This window comes from Lysinibacillus sp. FSL W7-1291 (assembly GCF_038593415.1).
GTDB lineage: Bacteria > Bacillota > Bacilli > Bacillales_A > Planococcaceae > Lysinibacillus > Lysinibacillus fusiformis_D.
The window spans coordinates 4477821-4497365 of sequence record NZ_CP151994.1 but is presented as its reverse complement, the minus strand read 5'-3'; the positions used below and the strand labels follow the sequence as shown (position 1 = coordinate 4497365).

The following is a 19545-nucleotide window of genomic DNA, read 5'->3' as shown; positions in this document are numbered from 1 at the left end:
AACACAAATTTTATTGGCATCATCATCTTCTGAAGCAAGTAATACATTTTTAATAGTTAGGCATATTCAGATTATATGAATATGCCTATTTTTTTATTGTAAAGCTAGTCCATACGTTTTAGAAAATTTTGATATGTATATCAACAAATAAATATCCTTATTTTTATAATTAAAAGGAAAAAATGTTGAAAAATACTTTATTTGTAATATAATCATTTAATAGGGTTTAATATAGTATTTATGAATTGATTGGAGGTGCTTATATGTCAGACAGAAATTTTGTAGCAACAGTATTACTTTGTTTCTTTTTAGGAAGTCTAGGGGCTCATCGTTTTTATGTTGGTAAAATTGGTACAGGTATTTTAATGTTTTTCACATTAGGTGGATTGGGTATTTGGACATTAATCGATTTGATTATGATTATCGTTGGTAAATTTACTGATAAAGATGGTCATCTTATAAAATCTTAATAGTTAAAATGATTGAAATAAAAAACGGCTGGCTCATACATACATACTTTTAAGCTTGTTGCTTTTATTTATAGCCATACGATAAAAAGAAGGGAGACATATAAATGTCTACCCTTCTTTATTGTTTATGGTGGAATAAGCAGATTACCATACCAGACCACTGTGGCAGAATTATTTAATAATAATAGCTATCATTCATCATTTCTGCTACAACGCCTATTACAAATGCAATAATCATCATAATAACTGAAAGAGCTAGCCCACATAATGCAAAGATTAAAGCAGACTTTGCTGCTTTTGGTTGTGTGTCTTTCCATATAAAATAGAGGATAATGCCAAGTAGAGGGAAGCAGCATAAGCTGAGGACATTAACCCAAATATTTGGGTTATCATTTTTTGCTACATTTACTTGGTTGTTAAATTTTAATACGTTGACACCACAATGTAGACATATTTCGGCATTTTCGTCAACGCTAGAACCACAATTAGGACAAAACATATTAGAACCCCTTACATACTAAAATTTCTTATTTATTAATCAACTTGCCTTGCTGTTTTTTCTTCGTTTAATGACATTAATAGGCGTAATAATTAAAGTAGATAAGCTCTTTTGACATATTTCCCATTATCATTGGCTTAAACAACTAGGAAAAACTTACAACTCCTCTAATTGCAACGTTATTAGAATCTGTAGCTTATACTAATTTTTCCTTTAAGTATAATATTACTGCTAATACACATTGCTTGATTAAAGCCTAATAAGAGACAGAATTTTGTCATATGTATACCTGATTTAATAACTCGATAATCCAATAATGAACATTATAATATAGAATAATATGGTAATTCCTATGTTAATAAAGAAGAACATTAAGGCTGATTTAGCCGCAACTGGTTTTTCGTTTTTCCAAACAAAGTACATAATTAACCCAACAAGTGGCACACAGCAAAGTGTAATTATATTAACAGCCCAGTTTGGTGTGTCTTCTCCACTTGCATTTTTTACGCGGACACCACAGTGGACACAAATTTCTGCGTATTCGGAAATATGTTCACCACAGTTTCTACAATACATAATTGTACCTCCGATATTTTGTTATAGTCTTCTTCCAACATATTGACCAAATAAAAAAAATTGGTAACCAATAGTGTAGAAAATATAAATAATGCCGATTCCACCAATTAATCCAGTAAGGAACCGTCTATTATTATTACTTGTCCATTTACCAAATAATTGACCTGTACCATCAATAGCCATTGGTAAAATTAATAAGGCTATTATCCATAAATCAAATATGCCTAAGAGTATGACTAATATGATGGATAAGAGGTAACCTACTGCCATACCAGTACATCTTGCACATAGAGGGAGTTTCCGCCCCTTATAATGGAAAGAACGGTCCGGTCTTTGATGGCAAAAGAAAAATACCCGCAGTATGAAATTAATATTATTTACCAAATTTGTAAACCCCTTTATTATTATAGCGTTTAGTATATAACATAAATAGAAATTATGGAATATACCTTATAATTTAGTTTTCACTCCCTTTTAAGGTTTAATATGTATTACAAGTAAAGTAAAAAGGAGATTGGCTTATAGCCAGTCTCCTTTAGCGTATGTCGTATCTTATCTGAAGATTTACTCAGCAGTGTAGGCTGCTAGAAGATCACGTACTTCATCGGTGGAATTTGCATTTAGTAATTGAACTCGTAATTGACTAGCGCCTTTAAAGCCGCGCACATATATTTTAAAGAAACGTTGCAATGCTTTAAATGAACGCATTTCGAATTCCTTAGAGTAGTGATCATGAAGGTTGAGGTGCAAGTATAGTAAGTTAAGGTATTCTTTGGCGTTATGCTCTGACGGCTCTTTTTCAAAAGCAAATGGGTTTGAAAATACGCCTCGGCCAATCATGACTCCATCGATGCCGTATTGCTCCACTAGTTTTAGACCTGTTAAACGGTCAGGGATATCTCCATTGATTGTCAGCAACGTTTTAGGAGCAATTTCATCGCGTAGCTTTTTGATGTCTGCAATTAGTTCCCAGTGTGCTGCGACCTTGCTCATCTCTTCTCGTGTCCGAAGATGGATAGAAAGATTAGCTATATCCTGTTTAAAAATATGACTGAGCCACGCACGCCACTCTGCTACATCTGTAAAGCCAAGTCTTGTTTTTACACTAACAGGTAAGCCACCTGCTTTTGCTGCTTGAATTATTTCTGAGGCTAGTTCAGGGTGAAGAATTAAGCCGGCTCCTTTACCTCTCTCAGCCACATTATCGGCCGGGCACCCCATATTAATATCGATACCTTTAAAGCCTAGCTCTTTCATACCGATGCTCATTTGACGAAAATGCTCAGGGGTGTCTCCCCAAATATGGGCCACAATTGGCTGCTCATCTTCAGTGAAGGCTAAGCGGTTACGTACATTTTCGAAGCCGCCAGGTTGACAATAGCTTGTTGTATTGGTGAATTCTGTAAAAAATACATCAGGCCTCCCCGCTTCACTAATGACATGACGAAATACAACATCTGTCACATCCTCCATTGGTGCTAAAATGAAAAATGGCCGTGGTAAATCAAGCCAAAAATTATGTTGATGCATTGATGAAAATCCTCACTTTCGAAAATAATACCTTTGCAAAAAGATACCATATTTACTGTCCTTCTACATAGCTAGGGGCTTAGCTTGATACAAGAAACGGTATCTTATTTGAAAGTGGGAAATTTGATGAGAAGGAAAAGGGGAAAAACCTTGATAGATCCTCGCTGCCGTTTAGGGTCTTGAACATGGTAAAAGATATAATTAGTATTTCATAGAAATATTGACATTTATTTTTCAGACAACTAAGCTTAATGAAAAATAGAGCTGGGGAGGGACTGCCAGTGGAATTAATTCAACTAAATTGTCCGAATTGTAATGGGAAAATTGAATATAAAGAAGGGCAATCATTTAAATGTCCTTTTTGTGAAACTGAAATAATGCTGAAAGAAAATAAAGTCTATTATGTAGATCAAACGATTAATCATTATTATGGTACAGCTGCTCCTAATACAGCTACACGTCCCAAAACGAATTTAAAGGCACTTCTTATTGTACCGTTTGTCTTCTTGTGTGCCATTCTTGGGTATTTTCTTTTTAGTAGTAATCAAACAGAGCATGGAAACCGTGAAGAAATAGCTGTTCGAACAATGCCTGAAAGTGAAGTGCTTCTATTCTTTTTAAGGGACATTTTTGATAAGGGTGGAGCAATGCCAACTAAAGAAGAGATTGCAAGTATTCGATATTTGGCCCCCTACTATTCTGATGATCAATGGCATTTTGATTACAGTCTAGACGATCCATTTACAAATAAGGAAGCTGAAATTTCTACCTATATCATGATGGATAAGTTATTAAATACGCAAGAAATCGAACAAAAGGACTTTGAAGCCTTTACTGGACTAACTGTATTGAAGCTCATGAATGATTATGAAATAGCACAAAGTGAAAAGGTAAGCTTTCGACATCTGAAAAACTTAAAAAGCTATACAGGTAGCTTTAATGAATCATTTAGTAAAATTGCGGAATATTTTAGCGATAAGTCTAATATTGTAGAGCTCTCTATCCAAATTCGAAGTAATGAGGAACTTGCTTTATTATTAGAGTTTCCGAATCTCCAATCACTTGAAATATCTTATGTGACTGAAGAAGTTAAGGATTTTGAGCTTCTTAATAAATTGTCACTAAAATCATTGTCTTTAAAATTTTCCAATGATTTGAAGTGGTTGTCTACATTAACTGATTTAGAGTCGTTAGCGATAGACAATAGTGAAGCGACCGATTTTAGCTCCTTCTATTCACTGAATCAATTACAAGAATTGAAGCTTACATCGGTAAGAAATTTAAAAACGCTTGATTTTTTACAAAATATGCCTAACCTACAATCGCTTGATCTCGAAAATATGAACATTGCCAATTTAGAAAAGCTTAGAAATAAATCATCTTTGACAAAGCTACGTTTATCTTCTCCAGGTCAATTTGAATTGCTTGATATTGTGAACAGTCTGACATCACTCACTGAGTTATCATTAGCTGGTTATTATGGCGATACATCGCCGATTACAGCACCCAATTTGAAGAAGGCGGAGCTAAAGGGTTCTTTTATACAAAAGTTAGAGGCACCCACTTTAAAAGATTTGACTGTTTATATAAGTGGATCGGAATCGCAATTGAATGGTGCAGCATTTCTGAAATACCCACAGCTAGAAAAGCTTACAGTCAAGGAGTATGGGGTTTTCACGGGCGTTCGTTCCTTAAATGACCTACCTAGTTTGCAAACAATTCATTTTAACGAGACCATTTTTTATGAAGAAACAGGTGACTTATTCAATTTACAGCACGTAAAGACATTAAATTGTTCTGAATGCAATTTTCAATTTAATAGTCAACAACCATTAACAAACAACGTGCTGGAACATTTAACTTTGAATGATGTATCGATTCAAATAGGTAATAGTGATTGGATAGATGAGGTTGATAAGATCATGCCTTACTTTGCTGGTCTTTCAGCTTTACGTTCGTTCACATTACAGGATAGTTCACTTCAATCGTTACATTTCATGAAAAATTGGCAACAAATCGAGGTGCTTCATTTAGAAAATAACGCTATTTCAGATGTAGAGCCTTTAGTGAATATGCCTAACCTAAAAAGGCTATATATTTTAGGAAATCAGGTTCAAAATCAATCTGTTTTAGACAAAGGAATTCTCATTTATTAAAGTCAGGTGTATTTTTAACATGAACTCACTTAGTAATCAAATTAGGTACCAGTCATAAAGGAGGCTGGTACTTGTTTTTAATAGAATAAGGCTCGAGATGAGTATAGTATTACAAACTAAATATCGGGTCGATAAGGAAGAAACGATAGGAGTATTGGATTTATTTGTCTTAAGCAATCGGATAGTTTTATAATGAATAGATGGTTAAGTAGAGGAGCTGAAAAATATGTTCGCACGTAATAAAGGTGTTTATTTAGTGTTATCATTACTAGCAATCACTTTTGTTTTAACAGGCTGTGGTACCGCTAAAGACAAAGCAAAATCTGAAGGAGACACAGTGGATTATGCGGCGGAAGTGAAGGAAAATCCAATTGTGACGATTACGATGAGCAATGATGAAAAAATTGTCATTGAATTAGAACCTACTGTCGCCCCGAATACAGTCGCTAATTTTATTTCCTTAGTGAAAGAAGGATTTTATGATGGTCTTATTTTCCAACGTGTAATTCCTGATTTTATGATTCAAGGTGGAGATCCTTTAGGGAATGGTACTGGTGGACCTGATTATTCAATTGATGGTGAGTTTTCATCAAATGGATTTGACAATAATATGAAGCATGAACGTGGTGTTATTTCGATGGCTCGTTCGCAAGATCCTAATTCTGCAGGTTCACAATTTTTCATTATGGTAAAGGAAGCATCACATCTTGATGGGGATTATGCTGCTTTTGGGAAAGTGATCGAGGGTATGGAAACAGTCGATGCCATTGTTGCGGTTGAGCGAGATGCCACAGATAAGCCGCTAGAAGATCAGCAAATGAAAAAGGTAGAAGTGGATACAAAAGGCTTTGATTATCCAGCGCCTAAGGTCAATAAATAGTTAATCTAGAATTTATTGATAAAAACAATAATATAGACATAAAAGAGTATGTAAGAGGTGAAATCTTACATACTCTTTTTACTTGTCAATTTCCTTTGGTATTGAAATAAGCCATAAAAAATCGTCCTCTATCAGTATTTGGATGTCGTGCCCTTGAGTAACTAGCTGTTCAGCCTTATGCTGTTTGCTACTGATGCCACGACGTTTATCTCCAAGAATGACGAAATCCGTTTGCTGTGTAACAGCTCCCTGCAAGGACCCTCCACAGGCTTTTACTTGTTTGGCAGCCTCTGAACGGGTCATTGTAGAAAGAGCCCCTGTAAAAACGATTTGTTTTTTATAAAAGGGGTGTGTTAGGCTTTCGGCTGAATCAGGGTGGAAAATGATTTCTAGGTTGTTCTTATTCGTCATATGGGTACTCCTTAACATTCTCTTTTCATTTTAGATAATAAATAAATCCACAAAATTTTGCATGTATGCTACATTAAAAATAAAAAATTTAAAGAGGTACATACACATGAATTCGCAATTGACTGCTTTTATTACTCTTAGCTGTACATCGGGTTTTCTAAATTTGTATTTATGTTTATACGTATTTCTACAACGCTACAATTACGCAAAAATTGCACAATTGTTTATAGGGTATACGGCGTTAATTACGGTATATTGTTTTGCCTCTGCTTTTGGTTTAATAGCTACAACACTGGACGCAATAAAGTTTTGGACAGCCATTCAATATGTAGGTATGGCTTTTTCAACACCGCTCGGTTTATTGTTTATCATGCAATATTTGGGCTTTCATTTGTCAAGGAAAAAGATAATGGCCCTTCTAGCTATCCCTTTTATTAGTTTAATAATGGTTGCTACAAATGATATGCACCATTTTCATTATAAGATATTTGAAGTTGATCCCGTGTTAGGGGCTCCTTATGTTTATCAGGAAATCGGTATATGGTACATCATTCATGGTATATTTACGTTTGGCTGTATGTTTGTATCCTTTTTACTAATAGTAAAGTATTGGAAAGAAACAAGTAAAACTTATCGCCAACAACTGATTGCCTTAATGTGTGGTCAGTTAATTCCTATGATCACTGCTTTTATATACTTATTGGGTCTAACACCTCAAGGGGTTGATCCTGTTCCAATGGTCTTATGGATTTCTTCTCTGTTGTATTTATGGTCTATTAATTCCTCCCGTTTATTTAGTGTAATGCCTGTTGCCAAAGATGCTATATTCCAAAGTATTAATGATGGGGTCATTGTGTTAGATGAGTCGTTTCGATTAATAGAGTTTAATCAAGCATGTAGCAAGGTGTTCCCTCAACTAACTCGGTCTATGTTTGGTGTGGATTTTAGGAAGCTATGGCTTGAAGTAACTGGGCAAACGATGCCATTTACATTAGAGACGACGATGAATACGCAAGAAATAGAGCTTGATCTTATGAGTCATACTTACCAGGTACGCATATCAGCGCTACGGCATGTTAATCATGGTAATGGGCATTTACTCATTTTTACCGATATTACAGAGTTAAAGAAGCTACAACGGATGTTAGAACAACAGGCTTATTATGATGAACTGACACAAATCTATAATCGTCGAGCATTTTTTCAACAATGTAATCAAGCCTTCAGCGAGATAAGAGCATCATCAACAGCATTTACAGTAGTATTAATGGACATTGATTATTTTAAAAGTGTCAATGATACGTATGGTCATGCTGTCGGCGATCAGCTACTTGTTCATGTTGTACAGGTTTGTCAGAGTCAATTGAAAAAAGGCGAGCTTTTTGCAAGATATGGTGGTGAGGAATTTGTTCTTGCACTCAAGGGCTATTCATTGTCTAAGGGGGAAGCATTAGCTAAGCAGCTCTGTCACTGTGTAGAAACACAACCTCTTATGACTATTGAGGGGGCTATTTATGCTACCATTAGCTGTGGAGTAGCTGAAGGAACAAATGAAGAAGAGACATTGTATCAGCTTTTAAATAAAGCGGATAAGGCACTGTATGGAGCAAAGCAAGCAGGGCGTAATCGAGTACATGTTTATTTAGAATAAAAAAGGCTAAAATATACGATCATTCATGGAAGGAATGATGTATATTTTAGCTTTTTAATTACCAATTTGTATGGAAAACACCTTCTGCATCAGTACGTTCATACGTATGGGCGCCAAAATAATCACGTTGTGCTTGTAACATGTTCGCATTAGATGAGCCTGTTCGATAACTATCGTAATATGTGAGAGAAGCACTTAGACATGGGAACGCATTACCTGCTTGAATGCCTTCACAAACTATTTTTCTTAAGCCGTTTTGATAGTCCTTTGTCTTTTCTGCAAAGTAAGAGTCAATTAGTAAATTATCAAGTGTAGGTTGCTGTTGGTAGGCTTCACTAATCACATTTAAAAATTCTGCACGAATAATACAGCCACTGCGGAAAATTAAGGCAATATCCTTTAATGGCAAGTTCCAGTTGTAAAGCTCAGATGTCATTTTATATTGTGTGAAGCCTTGTGCATATGCACAGATTTTACCCATATATAAGGCTTGACGTACGTTTTCTATCCACACATCTTTATCTTGATTTTGTGGATTGTAGTTCGGCCCTGACAGTATAGCTTCAGCTCGAACCCGCTCCTCTTTTAATGATGAAATATAGCGAGCGAATAAGGCTTCTGTAATAATCGATGTAGGGATACCGTTATCAATGGATTGCATACTAGTCCATTTTCCAGTACCTTTTTGACCTGCTTTATCAAGAATCATATCGATTAGTGGTAAACCTGTTACTTCATCCTTTTTTCTTAAAATTTCAGCTGTAATTTCAATCAAATAGCTTTTTAATTCGCCTTGATTCCATGTTTCAAAAGTATCAGCAATTTCCTCAACAGATAATCCTACATTTTTTCTTAAAAACGTATAGGCCTCAGCAATTAGCTGCATATCTGCATACTCGATCCCGTTATGCACCATTTTAACAAAGTGGCCTGCACCTTTAGGACCTATATACGTACAGCATGGTGTACCATCCACTTGTGCTGCGATTTTTGTAAGTATAGGTGCTACTTTGTCATAGACCTCCTGATCACCACCAGGCATGATAGATGGCCCTGTCAATGCACCCACTTCACCGCCTGAAATCCCAATTCCTAAATAACCGATTTCTTGTGCTTTTAATTCATCATATCGACGCTCTGTATCTTGATAGTGAGAGTTACCACCGTCCATAATAACATCGCCTTTTTCAAGGAATGGCACTACCGATTGAATAACGGAATCAATAGCCTTCCCAGCTGTCACCATCAAAAATATCTTTCTTGGTTTTTCTAAAGATTGTACGAACTCTTCAATATCATAGTAAGGAGTAAGCGCTTGTCCTTCGACCTTTTGTAGCAGTTTGTCGGTTAAATCTCGTGTGTAATTATAAACGGCCACTTGCTCGCCCTTATTAGCCATGTTTAAAGCAATATTACTGCCCATAACACCTAAACCAATAACGCCTATTGTATTTAACATTGTGCTCGCTCCTTTTTTACATTTCTTAAACGAATAAACTAAGTAATAAAATAAATCCTAAACCAGCTACAGATACAATTGTTTCTAGCAACGTCCATGTAGCAAACGTTTCCTTCATGCTTAACCCAAAATATTCTTTAAACATCCAGAAACCAGCATCATTGACATGTGAAGCAATTAAGCTTCCTGCACCTGTTGCCAGCACAACCAAAGCGAGATTCACGTCACTTTGACCTAGCATTGGAATGACTAGCCCTGCTGTTGTTAAAGCAGCCACTGTAGCAGATCCTAATGAAATACGTAAAATAGCGGCAATTATCCACGCCAGTAAAATCGGTGATAAGGTAGTTCCATGGAATAGCTCGGCAACGTAATCCCCAACACCCCCATCGATTAATACCTGTTTAAAGGCGCCACCGCCCCCAATGATTAAAAGCATCATACCGATATGTGAAATGGCTGTTGTACAGGATTCCATTACCTGCTTAATCGGAATTTTTCTGGCTATTCCCATTGTATAAACAGCTACTAATAAGGAGATTAGCATGGACGTACCAGCTTCACCGATGAAGCGGATACCTGCTAAGAGGCCATTATCTTCAAAGCCCATTGTTTTTTGTAGCAGTGTAATAATAGTGGCAAGGGACATTAAAATCACAGGTAATAGTGCAGTGAAGACACTTATGCCAAAGCTAGGGGTATCCTCTAATTCAAATGTTTTTTGTTCACCTAAAGAAGCAATATTCCCAGTTTTGTTGAATGATTCAGGCACTAATCTTTTCGCCAATTTTGTAAATAATGGCCCTGCCAAAATAACGGTTGGAATGGCGATGATAAAGCCATAAAGCAAGACCTCACCAATATTTGCCCCGAATTCACCAGCGATGACGGTTGGTCCTGGATGTGGTGGCAAAAATCCATGTGTGACGGATAAGGCTGCTGTCATAGGAATTCCTAAATATAAAATAGAAACTTTTAATTGTCTTGAAATGGCGAAGACAATAGGGATTAATAGCACAAGCCCTACTTCAAAGAAAAGAGCGATACCGATAATAAAGGATGCGGCTACAACGGCCCATTGGATGTTCTTTTCACCGAATTTGTTTACAAGGGTCATGGCAATGCGCTGGGCACCGCCTGAATCCGCAATTAACTTGCCAAGCATAGCTCCAAGTCCAAATATTAATGCTAAGTGACCTAGCGTACCACCTAATCCTGCTTCAATCGTTTTCACGATGACATCTAAAGGCATGTCGAGAGCCAATGCCACACCAAATGAAACAATGATTAATGAGATAAATGTATTTAATTTAAAGCCCATGATTAAAATTAATAGCGCAATAATACCAATACCTACAATAACTAATGGCATGTATTCTCCTCCTCTTTAGTCGGGCTTAATTAAGCTCCTTTGATAATGAGCAATTGACGCATAATCATCTGCTAACACTCTAGATAAACGAATGAAAATGGGGAGCAATTGTCTATATTCTTTGGCTGCCTCTTCGATTGGGGTATGTTTATAAGTGTCACCAACCATATCAGCGACAACATCAAAGGAATCGATTTTTCCAATCGCATATAAGCCTAAAATACATGCACCGAGACAGGAACTTTCATAGCTTTCAGGTACTACTACTTCCGATTCAAAAATATCAGCCATCATTTGTCTCCAAATCTCAGAGCGTGAAAAACCACCTGTTGCTTGGATACGTGTGACAGGGCTTTCCATACACTCGAGTAATGCTAAATAGACCGTATATAAATTGTAGATAACCCCTTCGAGAGCAGCTCGTATCATATGTTCTTTTTTATGTGACATTGTTAAACCGAAAAATGAACCACGTACATCTGGATTCCATAAAGGTGCACGTTCACCTGATAAATAAGGATGGAATAGCAGTCCATCAGCACCAGGTCTTACACGTTCTGCAATTTTTGTTAACACTTCATATGGATCAATACCTAGTCTTTTGGCTGTTTCGATCTCAGAAGAAGCAAACTCATCACGAATCCAGCGTAATACCATACCACCATTGTTTACGGGTCCGCCGATAACCCAATGATTTTCTGTTAAGGCATAGCAGAAAATTCTACCTTTCACATCTGTTTTGGGCTTATCGATAATGGTACGGATAGCACCACTTGTCCCAATTGTGACAGCAATTTCACCTTCTCTAATTGCGTTAACACCTAAATTGGACAGTACTCCATCACTTGCACCAATGATAAACGGTGTTTGAGGATCAATACCAATTTGTTTAGCTAAACGGACATTACAGTTAGAAAACGATTGCGTTGTAGGTACAAGAGTCGATAATTGTGCTTTCGTAATACCTGCAATGGCTAAAGCTTCTTCGTCCCAATCTAATGTATGGAGATTCATCATACCCATACACGAAGCTAAAGAATAATCCACAACGTATTGATCGAAAAACTTCTTAAAAATATATTCTTTTATGCCAATGTATTTCTTTGTTTTTCGAGCGATTTCAGGATGCTCGTTTACAAGCCAAGTAATTTTGCTTAATGGAGACATTGGATGAATAGGTGTACCCGTTCTTTTATAAACCTCATGTCCATTCCATTCATCTTTAATTTTATGTGCCCATGCCTCACTACGATTATCCGCCCAAGTGATGACAGGTGTTAAGGGTTGATCATCCTCGTCTACAGCAATAACACTATGCATAGCACTACTAAAGGAAACAAATAATAATGATTTGTCAGAATGGACTTTCATAATGTGGGTAATGGCTTGCAGCACAGCTTGAAAAATCTCTTCTGGATTTTGCTCAGCTGTTGAAATATCAGGTGTATATAATGGATACCCAATATTCTCTTGTTGAATAACCTTGCCTTGTTCACTAAATAATACGGCTTTGGTGCTAGTAGTCCCTATATCAACACCTAACATATAGTTAGTCATTTTGTGGCTCAACCCCTTTAGATAGCATTTGCTGTGACCGCCATAGATCTTCTACCTTGCCTTGAACATCATCAAAATTTTCATGTAAGGATTTAATCATGAGCTCTCGATCTTTTGCTCTGATCGCATCAATATACAGCTCATGGTTTTTCACAATACGAGTGAAATCCTCATATTTTTCTTGGAAGCGCATGCGCATAGATAACAAAATAAGGCCTTCCATTACTGGCTTTAAATTATTCCAAATCATCGTCATATAAGAATGATCGATGGAACGAATAATCGCCTCGTGGAACATAACATCCTGATAAGAAAATTCGTCGGCATCGTTATATTTAATGGCAACCTTCATCATTTCTAATGTTTTGCTCAGTTCTATTGCTAAGCTAGTTGTATCCATTTTTATGAGACGTTCAAACACGAATGTTTCAATCAACAGACGAACATCATAAATTTCTTCAATTTCTTTTTCTGATAAACCAATGACAACAGCGCCCATTTTCTCTAATCGAATGATATTTTCAGACGCTAGTATTCTTAAGGCTTCACGAATAGGTGAACGACTTACTTCAAAATCAGCTGCTAGTTTGTTTTCAGAAAGAATGGTACCGCTTTCAATTAAGCCTGAAATAATGCGCATTCTAAGTTCATAGGCTACACGATCGCCTGTTGAAGCTTTAGAAAGCCATTTTTGTGGGTATAAATAGTCCTTAGATTGGCTCATAAAATCACCCTTTTTGATTTTTGAGTATACTTGTATACAAGTATTATAGTCAGAAAGAAAATAAGATTGCAAGCGACTTACTAACAATTAGAAATGGAAAAAAGCCTCAACACTATACTTAGCTAAATAAAAAATTTAATGCACATTGTTTTCTTGCTCTATGGACAAACTTGAGAATGAAAAGTTCATAAAACATTTAGTCGATGTTAGAGCTTTTCAAATACTCGATGGAGGATGGTTATGTCAAATATGAAAACAAATCGTAACAATGCAAAAGCAACTGGAACGAGTAGTGCAAACAAATCAAATAAACAGCGTCAAAAACTCCATCAGGAAGAGTTTGGAGCTGAATTTGAGCTTGATGCGTCTTCAGCACAGGTCAATAATTTTGCTGAAACACAAGGGAAAACAGGCATCAAGCAACCTGTCAGTGAACGGACTGCATGGCACTAATTGATATTTGACAACTATTCATGACATTGGGAAAAGAACTAAGGCAGCGGATGCCTTAGTTCTTTAAATATCGCCTGGGAAATATTGTGTTGGGAGGATCTCGGATGGCACAGATTATTTACCATACATATTTTCGAATCAATTCATAATACTACATCTAGAACAATGAAATTTTTTAAGAAGGGAAGATGTATACATTGGCTAAACATTCCGATACAAGTTGGAAGCAAGATCATCCTAGTACATTGTTTAGTAACTCAGTGCTAAAGGCAGATCGTTTGTTGAAGCATGCTAAATTACATCCAGAGGAAATAGCGTTAGAGCATGCTTTCAATCAAATAAAGCATGCCGAAAATGCACGTTTCAATGCAGAGCAATATGGTGAACATTTAGATATTGTGCAGCAAAATAAAGAAAGCCTAGAGCAGATTAAACAGCAATTACATGAAATGAAAGATGATATGAATAGGTAATCACAGAGGAAAGCGGCTTAAATTCTCGTAATGAGGTTTAAGCCGTTGCTTATTTCAATGATGAGGTTAACACCAAACAATGATTTCGTATGGTGTGGTTTGGGCAGGAATGCTCCGAGTGGTAGGTCCATAAAAGACAATGAGGTTTCGATTGGCAGGGCTTTTAGAAAAGGGCTGCCCATTTTTAAGCGAGATAACAGTAGTAGGAGAAAGGTTTAATTGCAATAGGCCATCACTACTTAGCAATTGATGATTAAAAAAATCTACCTTTACATTTTGATAGTTGCTATCTTTAACAATAATTAAAGCACGATATTGGGGTGGATAAATCATTGGTACAGGTGCATCCCCATCATAATAGCCTGTGACCCATTCCCCTGTCGTAACGATTTCATGATGAACAAAATAAGTAGAAGGAGAAATAACAAAGTTGACGACCCCGCCAGCTCCATCTTCTAAGGTCATCATTTTATAACAACCTTCCTTATCCCCGTTTTGCCCTACTGGAAAATCACTGATTTGTGTGACGACACCACGAAAAGATTTAAAATTGACCATAGTCATTCCCTTCTTACATAATTCTAAATTGTACCGTATCATTTTAATGTATGTAGTATAGGAAATTTAGGTGACAGGCAGTAACTAGGGATTACTATTTTTTATGAACCCATCTATACTGAAAATGTTTACTATAAAGCTAGAGGAGTGGAATCTATTGAAGTGGATTTCTAAAAATAAGAAAATCTTTCTGTTTTTAATTTTTGCTGTCATTGTTATTGCTGGTGTACTCGATATTAAATATGAGGGATTATTCTTTCAGCTATTACCTACATCAATACAAACATTTTTAGCTGATTTATTCTAGCATGTTGAGAACCGTACCTAAAAGAGTGCGGTTTTTTCATTAGGATAATTTTTGCCCCACATGCAACCAATTAATTAAAACAGAAAACGTCATTATGGATTTTCTGTTGTTTGAATAGTGTAGAATAAAAAATGACATAGCAAAAAGGAAGTCCATGATCAATGGACAAATGGACATTAGCACTTGAAACATTCTTGAAAGATTGGAAAGATCGAGGGGATGTCGTAGGAGCACTAGTTTGTGGGAGTTATGTTTCAGGGTAACCCTCAAAACGCTCTAATATCGATATACATATTATTTTGGCAGATTATGTGGAGTGAAAAGAAAGAAGCAATCGAGTAGTGAATGGCTTTTTAATTGAATACTTTGCGAATCCACCAGCTCAAATTCGAAAGTATTACCAAGAGATTTTAATAGACGGAGAACCATGTCGATGTTGCAATTTAAAACAAGTAGAATAGTATTTAATTATACTAGAATAATAAAAAAACTAAAAATTTGAAGCAGAAGAGTGGCTCAAAAAAATATAAAGTAATGAATAAAACAGTAATAGAAATAAAAAAATATGGAGTATGGAATGCACTGGATAATTTAAAGGACTGTTATGAGCAAGAGAGAAAAGACTTTAACTTTACCTATCATAACGAATTAGCAAATTTGTTTATGGAGTACTGTCAGTTTTTGAATGTAGAAATAGTTCCTTCTTGTCAAATCTATGCCCTATCTTGAAGATCCAATCTATTTTCAAAAATATAGTAAGCTAGCATTTCTAGATGTGGCTTTTAAAAACATGTTTGTCCATGCAATGCAGGAGGACAATGCACAACAGATGATGACATTATATGAAGCATTAGTCGATTATGTGTTACTGCAAATGAGTGGTTTTCATAGTGATGGTTGGCATATTGAAAGCCCAATCGACAGTGTATCTTGAAGAATAGGGAGCTAGTTCAAAAACAAGACGGGCTGCCTATCGCTATGTTATTATAGAGATATAATAATAAAAAGAATCTATTTTTTATGAAAATGTCAACCATTTTTGGGGCGATTATTCCATAAAGCTTAAAAAAACCAAGTTTTAACTAGAATAAAAAGTGGTTTTTTTGCTTGAGTTATGAATGGAAAGGCTCGAAAAAAGCTGATAACTCTCATATAAATAGTTGATATTTTATTCTTGAACTAATTGTGATAAACTGCAATAAGGTAATAATTGATACAGAAATGGTGTGCTCCAAGGTTGCTCCATGGCTTACAGTACTTCTAAAGCGGGAGTGCTAACATCCTTTCTGCAAATCTTAACATATAAGGAAGGTAAAAATGAGTAACAGACAAATTAAATCAGATGTTATCTTAATTGGTGCCGGAATCATGAGTGCAACTTTGGGAACATTGCTCAAAGAATTAGCACCAGATTGGAAAATTACAGTGTTTGAAAAGCTTGAGAAAGCAGGCGAAGAAAGTTCTCACGAATTGAACAATGCGGGAACTGGACATGCTGCATTATGTGAGCTGAACTACACTTCAGAGAAAAAAGACGGATCAATCGATATCAAAAAAGCGATTAATGTTAATGAACAGTTCCAAGTTTCAAGACAATTTTGGTCGTATCTTGTAAACAATAAGCTGATCAATAATCCACAAGACTTCATTATGCCTTTACCACATATGAGTTTAGTACAAGGGAAAGAAAATGTTGAGTTTCTAAAGAAACGTCATGAAACGATGATAAAAAATCCTTTATTTGAAGGAATGGAATTTTCTAATGACCCTGAAACACTAAAAAAATGGATTCCACTTATTATGGAGAATCGTCCAGCGGGTGAAGACATTGCTGCAACAAAAATTGACACGGGTACGGATGTTAACTTTGGTGCTTTAACACGTATGTTAATTGACCACTTAAAATCCAAAGATGTGGATGTTAACTACAACCATAGTGTTGAAAGTTTAAAACAAGCTAGTGATGGTTCATGGGAAGTACGTGTGCATGATTTAGACGGCTGTAAAATGGAATATCATTCAGCAAAATTTGTCTTCCTTGGAGCTGGTGGAGGAAGCCTAGAATTATTACAAAAATCAGGTATTCCTGAAGGGAAACATATTGGTGGGTTCCCAATTAGCGGTCTATTCTTAGCATGTAATAATCCAGAAGTGGCTGAACAACATCATGCAAAAGTTTACGGAAAAGCAAAAGTTGGTGCTCCACCAATGTCAGTTCCGCATCTTGATACACGTTATATTGATAATAAGAAATCATTACTATTTGGACCATTCGCAGGTTTCTCACCTAAGTTTTTAAAAACGGGTTCCAATATGGATTTATTTGCTTCTGTAAAACCGCATAATATTACAACATTATTAGCGGCAGGCGTGAAAGAGATGGGATTAACAAAATATTTAATCCAACAGCTTATGCTTTCAAAAGAACAACGTATGGAAGAGTTACGTGATTTCATTCCAAATGCGAAGAGCGATGACTGGGATATTATCGTAGCTGGTCAACGTGTACAAGTTATTAAAGATACAGAAGCTGGCGGCAAAGGAACACTCCAATTTGGTACAGAAGTTGTAAGTGCTGCTGATGGATCGATTGCAGCTTTACTTGGAGCTTCACCAGGTGCGTCTACGGCTGTGCATGTTATGCTTGAAGTTCTTAATAAATGTTTCCCTCAACATATTAAAGAGTGGGAAACAAAAATTAAAGAAATGATTCCATCTTATGGTTTATCATTAGCAGAAAACCCAGAGCTTCTAAAAGAAATTAATGCAACAACAGATAAAGCTCTTTGTTTAAAATAAAGGCAATTCATATAAGCGTTTAAGACAGGCCCTCAATCTATTCAGGATTGAGGGCTCCTTTTATTTTGCAAATATCTTTTCCTGGGAAATGTCTAACCTAGTTGCTTTTTTAATAAATGAACCTTGAAAATGAATATAAATATCAGTTGTTATTGATTAAACTGTAGTCCTATTTCCTGTTGTTTTGTAAGTAGTTGTTTTCTATACTCTTTATAAATGTATGAAGGAGGCCAATCTAAAGATGATTAAGCTACAAGACATTGGAACATTTAGGGAAATCCCGGAGCTTGCAATGCATATCTATGCTGGAGATTTAACTGCGTTGCAAGAAGCCAAGGATAAAGGCTGGAATATTGAAGAGGAAATCCATTTAAGTAAGCATACATCATTAAGCCCATTGGATTTAGCATTAATTGCACAGCAATTTGATGTAGTAAAACTATTAGTTGCGTATAACGTAAATTTAAATGTTAAAAAGAATCCAGCTTTTTTACGAGCTGTTCGTTATTGTAAGGAGGAAATAGTGCGTTACCTTGTTGAACAAGGCGCAAAACTAGATGGACATAATCAAGTTGGCTCTGGAGCTTATTTACAGGCATACTATGGAAATAAAAGAAATATCCCGCTTATTCATGAACTCGGACTTGATGTGAAAGAGTATGGAGGGGCAGTATTACGACAAGCTGTATCTGATTTTGATAAGAAAACAGTCAATTATTTACTTGAACAAGGAGTAGATATTAATTACCAAAAGCCTGACATGGTCTATCCCTATGGAGCAACACCATTAACAGTTGCAACACGAATGGGCAATATCACTATGGTGAAATATTTAATTGAACGAGGTGCAAGTATCACTTTAACGGAGAAAGATGGGCAACGCCCTTATACTATTGCACTAGGTATGAAAAATAAGGAGCTTGCCAATTATTTAAAAGCACTCGAACCTATAGAGCTTCATTCGATAGAGAATAAAAGGTGTGCGTTACAAAAATATAAATTACCAAAGGAATTGCTTGATTTTCTGACAGGTGATCAATTGCATCTCAAACTTGCACCAAATGATTATGATATTCACTATATCGATTTTTTTAACCTAACGGATACAATTGAGATGAAGTTTGGTCAACAAAAGCTGCTTCTTCTTTCAGCCAATGTCGACAATTATTCTGATTTACAAGTAGTTTGGAACCCGGAAGGTGAGGGACAAGTTGGATGCTATGATGTGGAGCATGAGGAATATGCAGATTTATGCAATTTCACAGAGTTCCTAGCTAAGCCTGAGTTCTATCTTATCCAATTTCTTGAAGGGGAACTTTAGTAATATTGCGTCCATGGTTACTTTCTGAATGGGGATAGGACAGGAAAGATAATTTTCACATGTATTATCATACTGTTCATTATTTATATTTAACAGGTGAGGGCAAAATAAACGATTTTGGAGTATCTCTTTTCATTTTTATAATGAATGTCATATTCCCAATTGTACCTAATCAAGAAAATACGATGTATGGCTTTTATATAGGTTCATCTTGTGGTTGTCAGTATCATATTTGTGATTTTGCCCATTGGTGCTGTTTTCGCTGGATTGCATCTCCTAAGTTACTACTTACAAGTTTTGCTATTTTTCTCTATTTACTATGTCTTCTATTAAAAATGTAAAAAGGCAT

At 36.0% G+C, this 19545-nt stretch carries 20 protein-coding genes; 10 read left to right on the top strand and 10 right to left on the bottom strand.

What is annotated here, in order from left to right:
- Positions 1-263 precede the first annotated feature (263 nt).
- Entirely contained in the window at positions 264-470 is a 207-nt protein-coding gene (locus NST76_RS21995; RefSeq protein ID WP_058844088.1) for a TM2 domain-containing protein, read from the top strand.
- A 175-nt stretch (positions 471-645) separates the two neighbouring features.
- Here the strand turns inward: NST76_RS21995 and NST76_RS21990 are convergent, their stop codons facing one another.
- The 4 genes from NST76_RS21990 to NST76_RS21975 all read right to left on the bottom strand — a co-directional run bounded on the left by NST76_RS21990 (position 646) and on the right by NST76_RS21975 (position 3075).
- Positions 646-969: a zinc-ribbon domain-containing protein gene (locus tag NST76_RS21990; protein WP_058844089.1), complete on the bottom strand. Its 324-nt coding sequence runs from the start codon at positions 967-969 to the stop codon at positions 646-648.
- 294 nt (positions 970-1263) lie between these two features.
- Entirely contained in the window at positions 1264-1545 is a 282-nt protein-coding gene (locus NST76_RS21985) for a DUF983 domain-containing protein (RefSeq protein WP_058844090.1), read from the bottom strand.
- 21 nt (positions 1546-1566) lie between these two features.
- Positions 1567-1929, bottom strand: a complete 363-nt coding sequence (locus NST76_RS21980; protein ID WP_058844091.1) for a DUF2085 domain-containing protein — start codon at positions 1927-1929, stop codon at positions 1567-1569.
- A 180-nt stretch (positions 1930-2109) separates the two neighbouring features.
- Positions 2110-3075, bottom strand: a complete 966-nt coding sequence (locus NST76_RS21975; protein ID WP_058844092.1) for a tRNA-dihydrouridine synthase — start codon at positions 3073-3075, stop codon at positions 2110-2112.
- Between the two features lie 281 nt (positions 3076-3356).
- Between NST76_RS21975 and NST76_RS21970 the strand changes: the two genes are divergently transcribed.
- Positions 3357-5231: a leucine-rich repeat domain-containing protein gene (locus NST76_RS21970; protein ID WP_058844093.1), complete on the top strand. Its 1875-nt coding sequence runs from the start codon at positions 3357-3359 to the stop codon at positions 5229-5231.
- A 226-nt stretch (positions 5232-5457) separates the two neighbouring features.
- A complete protein-coding gene (locus NST76_RS21965) occupies positions 5458-6111 on the top strand; it encodes a peptidylprolyl isomerase (protein WP_089933336.1) in 654 nt (217 codons plus the stop codon).
- A 78-nt stretch (positions 6112-6189) separates the two neighbouring features.
- Here NST76_RS21965 and NST76_RS21960 read toward each other — a convergent pair whose 3' ends face one another.
- The gene (locus NST76_RS21960) at positions 6190-6522 is read right to left on the bottom strand and encodes a BRCT domain-containing protein (protein WP_058844094.1); all 333 of its coding nucleotides are present in this window, start codon (positions 6520-6522) and stop codon (positions 6190-6192) included.
- Between the two features lie 106 nt (positions 6523-6628).
- Between NST76_RS21960 and NST76_RS21955 the strand changes: the two genes are divergently transcribed.
- Entirely contained in the window at positions 6629-8173 is a 1545-nt protein-coding gene (locus tag NST76_RS21955; protein ID WP_330493800.1) for a histidine kinase N-terminal 7TM domain-containing protein, read from the top strand.
- A 58-nt stretch (positions 8174-8231) separates the two neighbouring features.
- Here the strand turns inward: NST76_RS21955 and gnd are convergent, their stop codons facing one another.
- Genes gnd through NST76_RS21935 form a run of 4 tightly spaced genes read right to left on the bottom strand, consistent with a single transcriptional unit; the run spans position 8232 to position 13285 of the window.
- On the bottom strand, positions 8232-9632 hold the full coding sequence (gene gnd / locus NST76_RS21950) for a decarboxylating NADP(+)-dependent phosphogluconate dehydrogenase (RefSeq protein WP_342544449.1): 1401 nt from the start codon (positions 9630-9632) through the stop codon (positions 8232-8234).
- 25 nt (positions 9633-9657) lie between these two features.
- Entirely contained in the window at positions 9658-11004 is a 1347-nt protein-coding gene (locus NST76_RS21945; protein ID WP_036127149.1) for a GntP family permease, read from the bottom strand.
- Between the two features lie 15 nt (positions 11005-11019).
- On the bottom strand, positions 11020-12561 hold the full coding sequence (gene gntK / locus NST76_RS21940) for a gluconokinase (RefSeq protein WP_036127147.1): 1542 nt from the start codon (positions 12559-12561) through the stop codon (positions 11020-11022).
- Entirely contained in the window at positions 12554-13285 is a 732-nt protein-coding gene (locus NST76_RS21935) for a GntR family transcriptional regulator (protein ID WP_036127145.1), read from the bottom strand. Before NST76_RS21935 ends, gntK begins: the two co-directional genes overlap by 8 nt.
- 240 nt (positions 13286-13525) lie before the next feature.
- Between NST76_RS21935 and NST76_RS21930 the strand changes: the two genes are divergently transcribed.
- Positions 13526-13738 (top strand): hypothetical protein, encoded by a 213-nt coding sequence (locus tag NST76_RS21930; protein WP_058844097.1) that lies wholly within the window; start codon positions 13526-13528, stop codon positions 13736-13738.
- Between the two features lie 197 nt (positions 13739-13935).
- Entirely contained in the window at positions 13936-14211 is a 276-nt protein-coding gene (locus NST76_RS21925) for a hypothetical protein (RefSeq protein WP_036127166.1), read from the top strand.
- 66 nt (positions 14212-14277) lie between these two features.
- On the opposite strand, the gene NST76_RS21920 is transcribed toward NST76_RS21925, so the two are convergent.
- Positions 14278-14769: a hypothetical protein gene (locus NST76_RS21920; RefSeq protein ID WP_036127141.1), complete on the bottom strand. Its 492-nt coding sequence runs from the start codon at positions 14767-14769 to the stop codon at positions 14278-14280.
- Between the two features lie 157 nt (positions 14770-14926).
- Between NST76_RS21920 and NST76_RS21915 the strand changes: the two genes are divergently transcribed.
- The 4 genes from NST76_RS21915 to NST76_RS21900 all read left to right on the top strand — a co-directional run bounded on the left by NST76_RS21915 (position 14927) and on the right by NST76_RS21900 (position 19196).
- Positions 14927-15076: a hypothetical protein gene (locus tag NST76_RS21915; RefSeq protein WP_230593948.1), complete on the top strand. Its 150-nt coding sequence runs from the start codon at positions 14927-14929 to the stop codon at positions 15074-15076.
- A 790-nt stretch (positions 15077-15866) separates the two neighbouring features.
- Positions 15867-16010 (top strand): hypothetical protein, encoded by a 144-nt coding sequence (locus NST76_RS21910; RefSeq protein WP_271911930.1) that lies wholly within the window; start codon positions 15867-15869, stop codon positions 16008-16010.
- A gap of 383 nt (positions 16011-16393) precedes the next feature.
- The gene (locus tag NST76_RS21905) at positions 16394-17875 is read left to right on the top strand and encodes a malate:quinone oxidoreductase (protein ID WP_036127138.1); all 1482 of its coding nucleotides are present in this window, start codon (positions 16394-16396) and stop codon (positions 17873-17875) included.
- Between the two features lie 241 nt (positions 17876-18116).
- Positions 18117-19196 (top strand): ankyrin repeat domain-containing protein, encoded by a 1080-nt coding sequence (locus NST76_RS21900; protein ID WP_101966862.1) that lies wholly within the window; start codon positions 18117-18119, stop codon positions 19194-19196.
- The last annotated feature ends 349 nt before the right edge of the window (positions 19197-19545 follow it).

Coding starts and splice junctions, on each gene's coding strand:
- NST76_RS21995 (WP_058844088.1), top strand. CDS start 264: ATGTCAGACAGAAATTTTGTAGCAACAGTATTACTTTGTTTCTTTTTA.
- NST76_RS21965 (WP_089933336.1), top strand. CDS start 5,458: ATGTTCGCACGTAATAAAGGTGTTTATTTAGTGTTATCATTACTAGCA.
- NST76_RS21945 (WP_036127149.1), bottom strand. CDS start 11,004: ATGCCATTAGTTATTGTAGGTATTGGTATTATTGCGCTATTAATTTTA.
- NST76_RS21990 (WP_058844089.1), bottom strand. CDS start 969: ATGTTTTGTCCTAATTGTGGTTCTAGCGTTGACGAAAATGCCGAAATA.
- NST76_RS21985 (WP_058844090.1), bottom strand. CDS start 1,545: ATGTATTGTAGAAACTGTGGTGAACATATTTCCGAATACGCAGAAATT.
- NST76_RS21955 (WP_330493800.1), top strand. CDS start 6,629: ATGAATTCGCAATTGACTGCTTTTATTACTCTTAGCTGTACATCGGGT.
- NST76_RS21930 (WP_058844097.1), top strand. CDS start 13,526: ATGTCAAATATGAAAACAAATCGTAACAATGCAAAAGCAACTGGAACG.
- NST76_RS21935 (WP_036127145.1), bottom strand. CDS start 13,285: ATGAGCCAATCTAAGGACTATTTATACCCACAAAAATGGCTTTCTAAA.
- gnd (WP_342544449.1), bottom strand. CDS start 9,632: ATGTTAAATACAATAGGCGTTATTGGTTTAGGTGTTATGGGCAGTAAT.
- NST76_RS21910 (WP_271911930.1), top strand. CDS start 15,867: ATGTTTGTCCATGCAATGCAGGAGGACAATGCACAACAGATGATGACA.
- NST76_RS21920 (WP_036127141.1), bottom strand. CDS start 14,769: ATGGTCAATTTTAAATCTTTTCGTGGTGTCGTCACACAAATCAGTGAT.
- gntK (WP_036127147.1), bottom strand. CDS start 12,561: ATGACTAACTATATGTTAGGTGTTGATATAGGGACTACTAGCACCAAA.
- NST76_RS21905 (WP_036127138.1), top strand. CDS start 16,394: ATGAGTAACAGACAAATTAAATCAGATGTTATCTTAATTGGTGCCGGA.
- NST76_RS21900 (WP_101966862.1), top strand. CDS start 18,117: ATGATTAAGCTACAAGACATTGGAACATTTAGGGAAATCCCGGAGCTT.
- NST76_RS21960 (WP_058844094.1), bottom strand. CDS start 6,522: ATGACGAATAAGAACAACCTAGAAATCATTTTCCACCCTGATTCAGCC.
- NST76_RS21975 (WP_058844092.1), bottom strand. CDS start 3,075: ATGCATCAACATAATTTTTGGCTTGATTTACCACGGCCATTTTTCATT.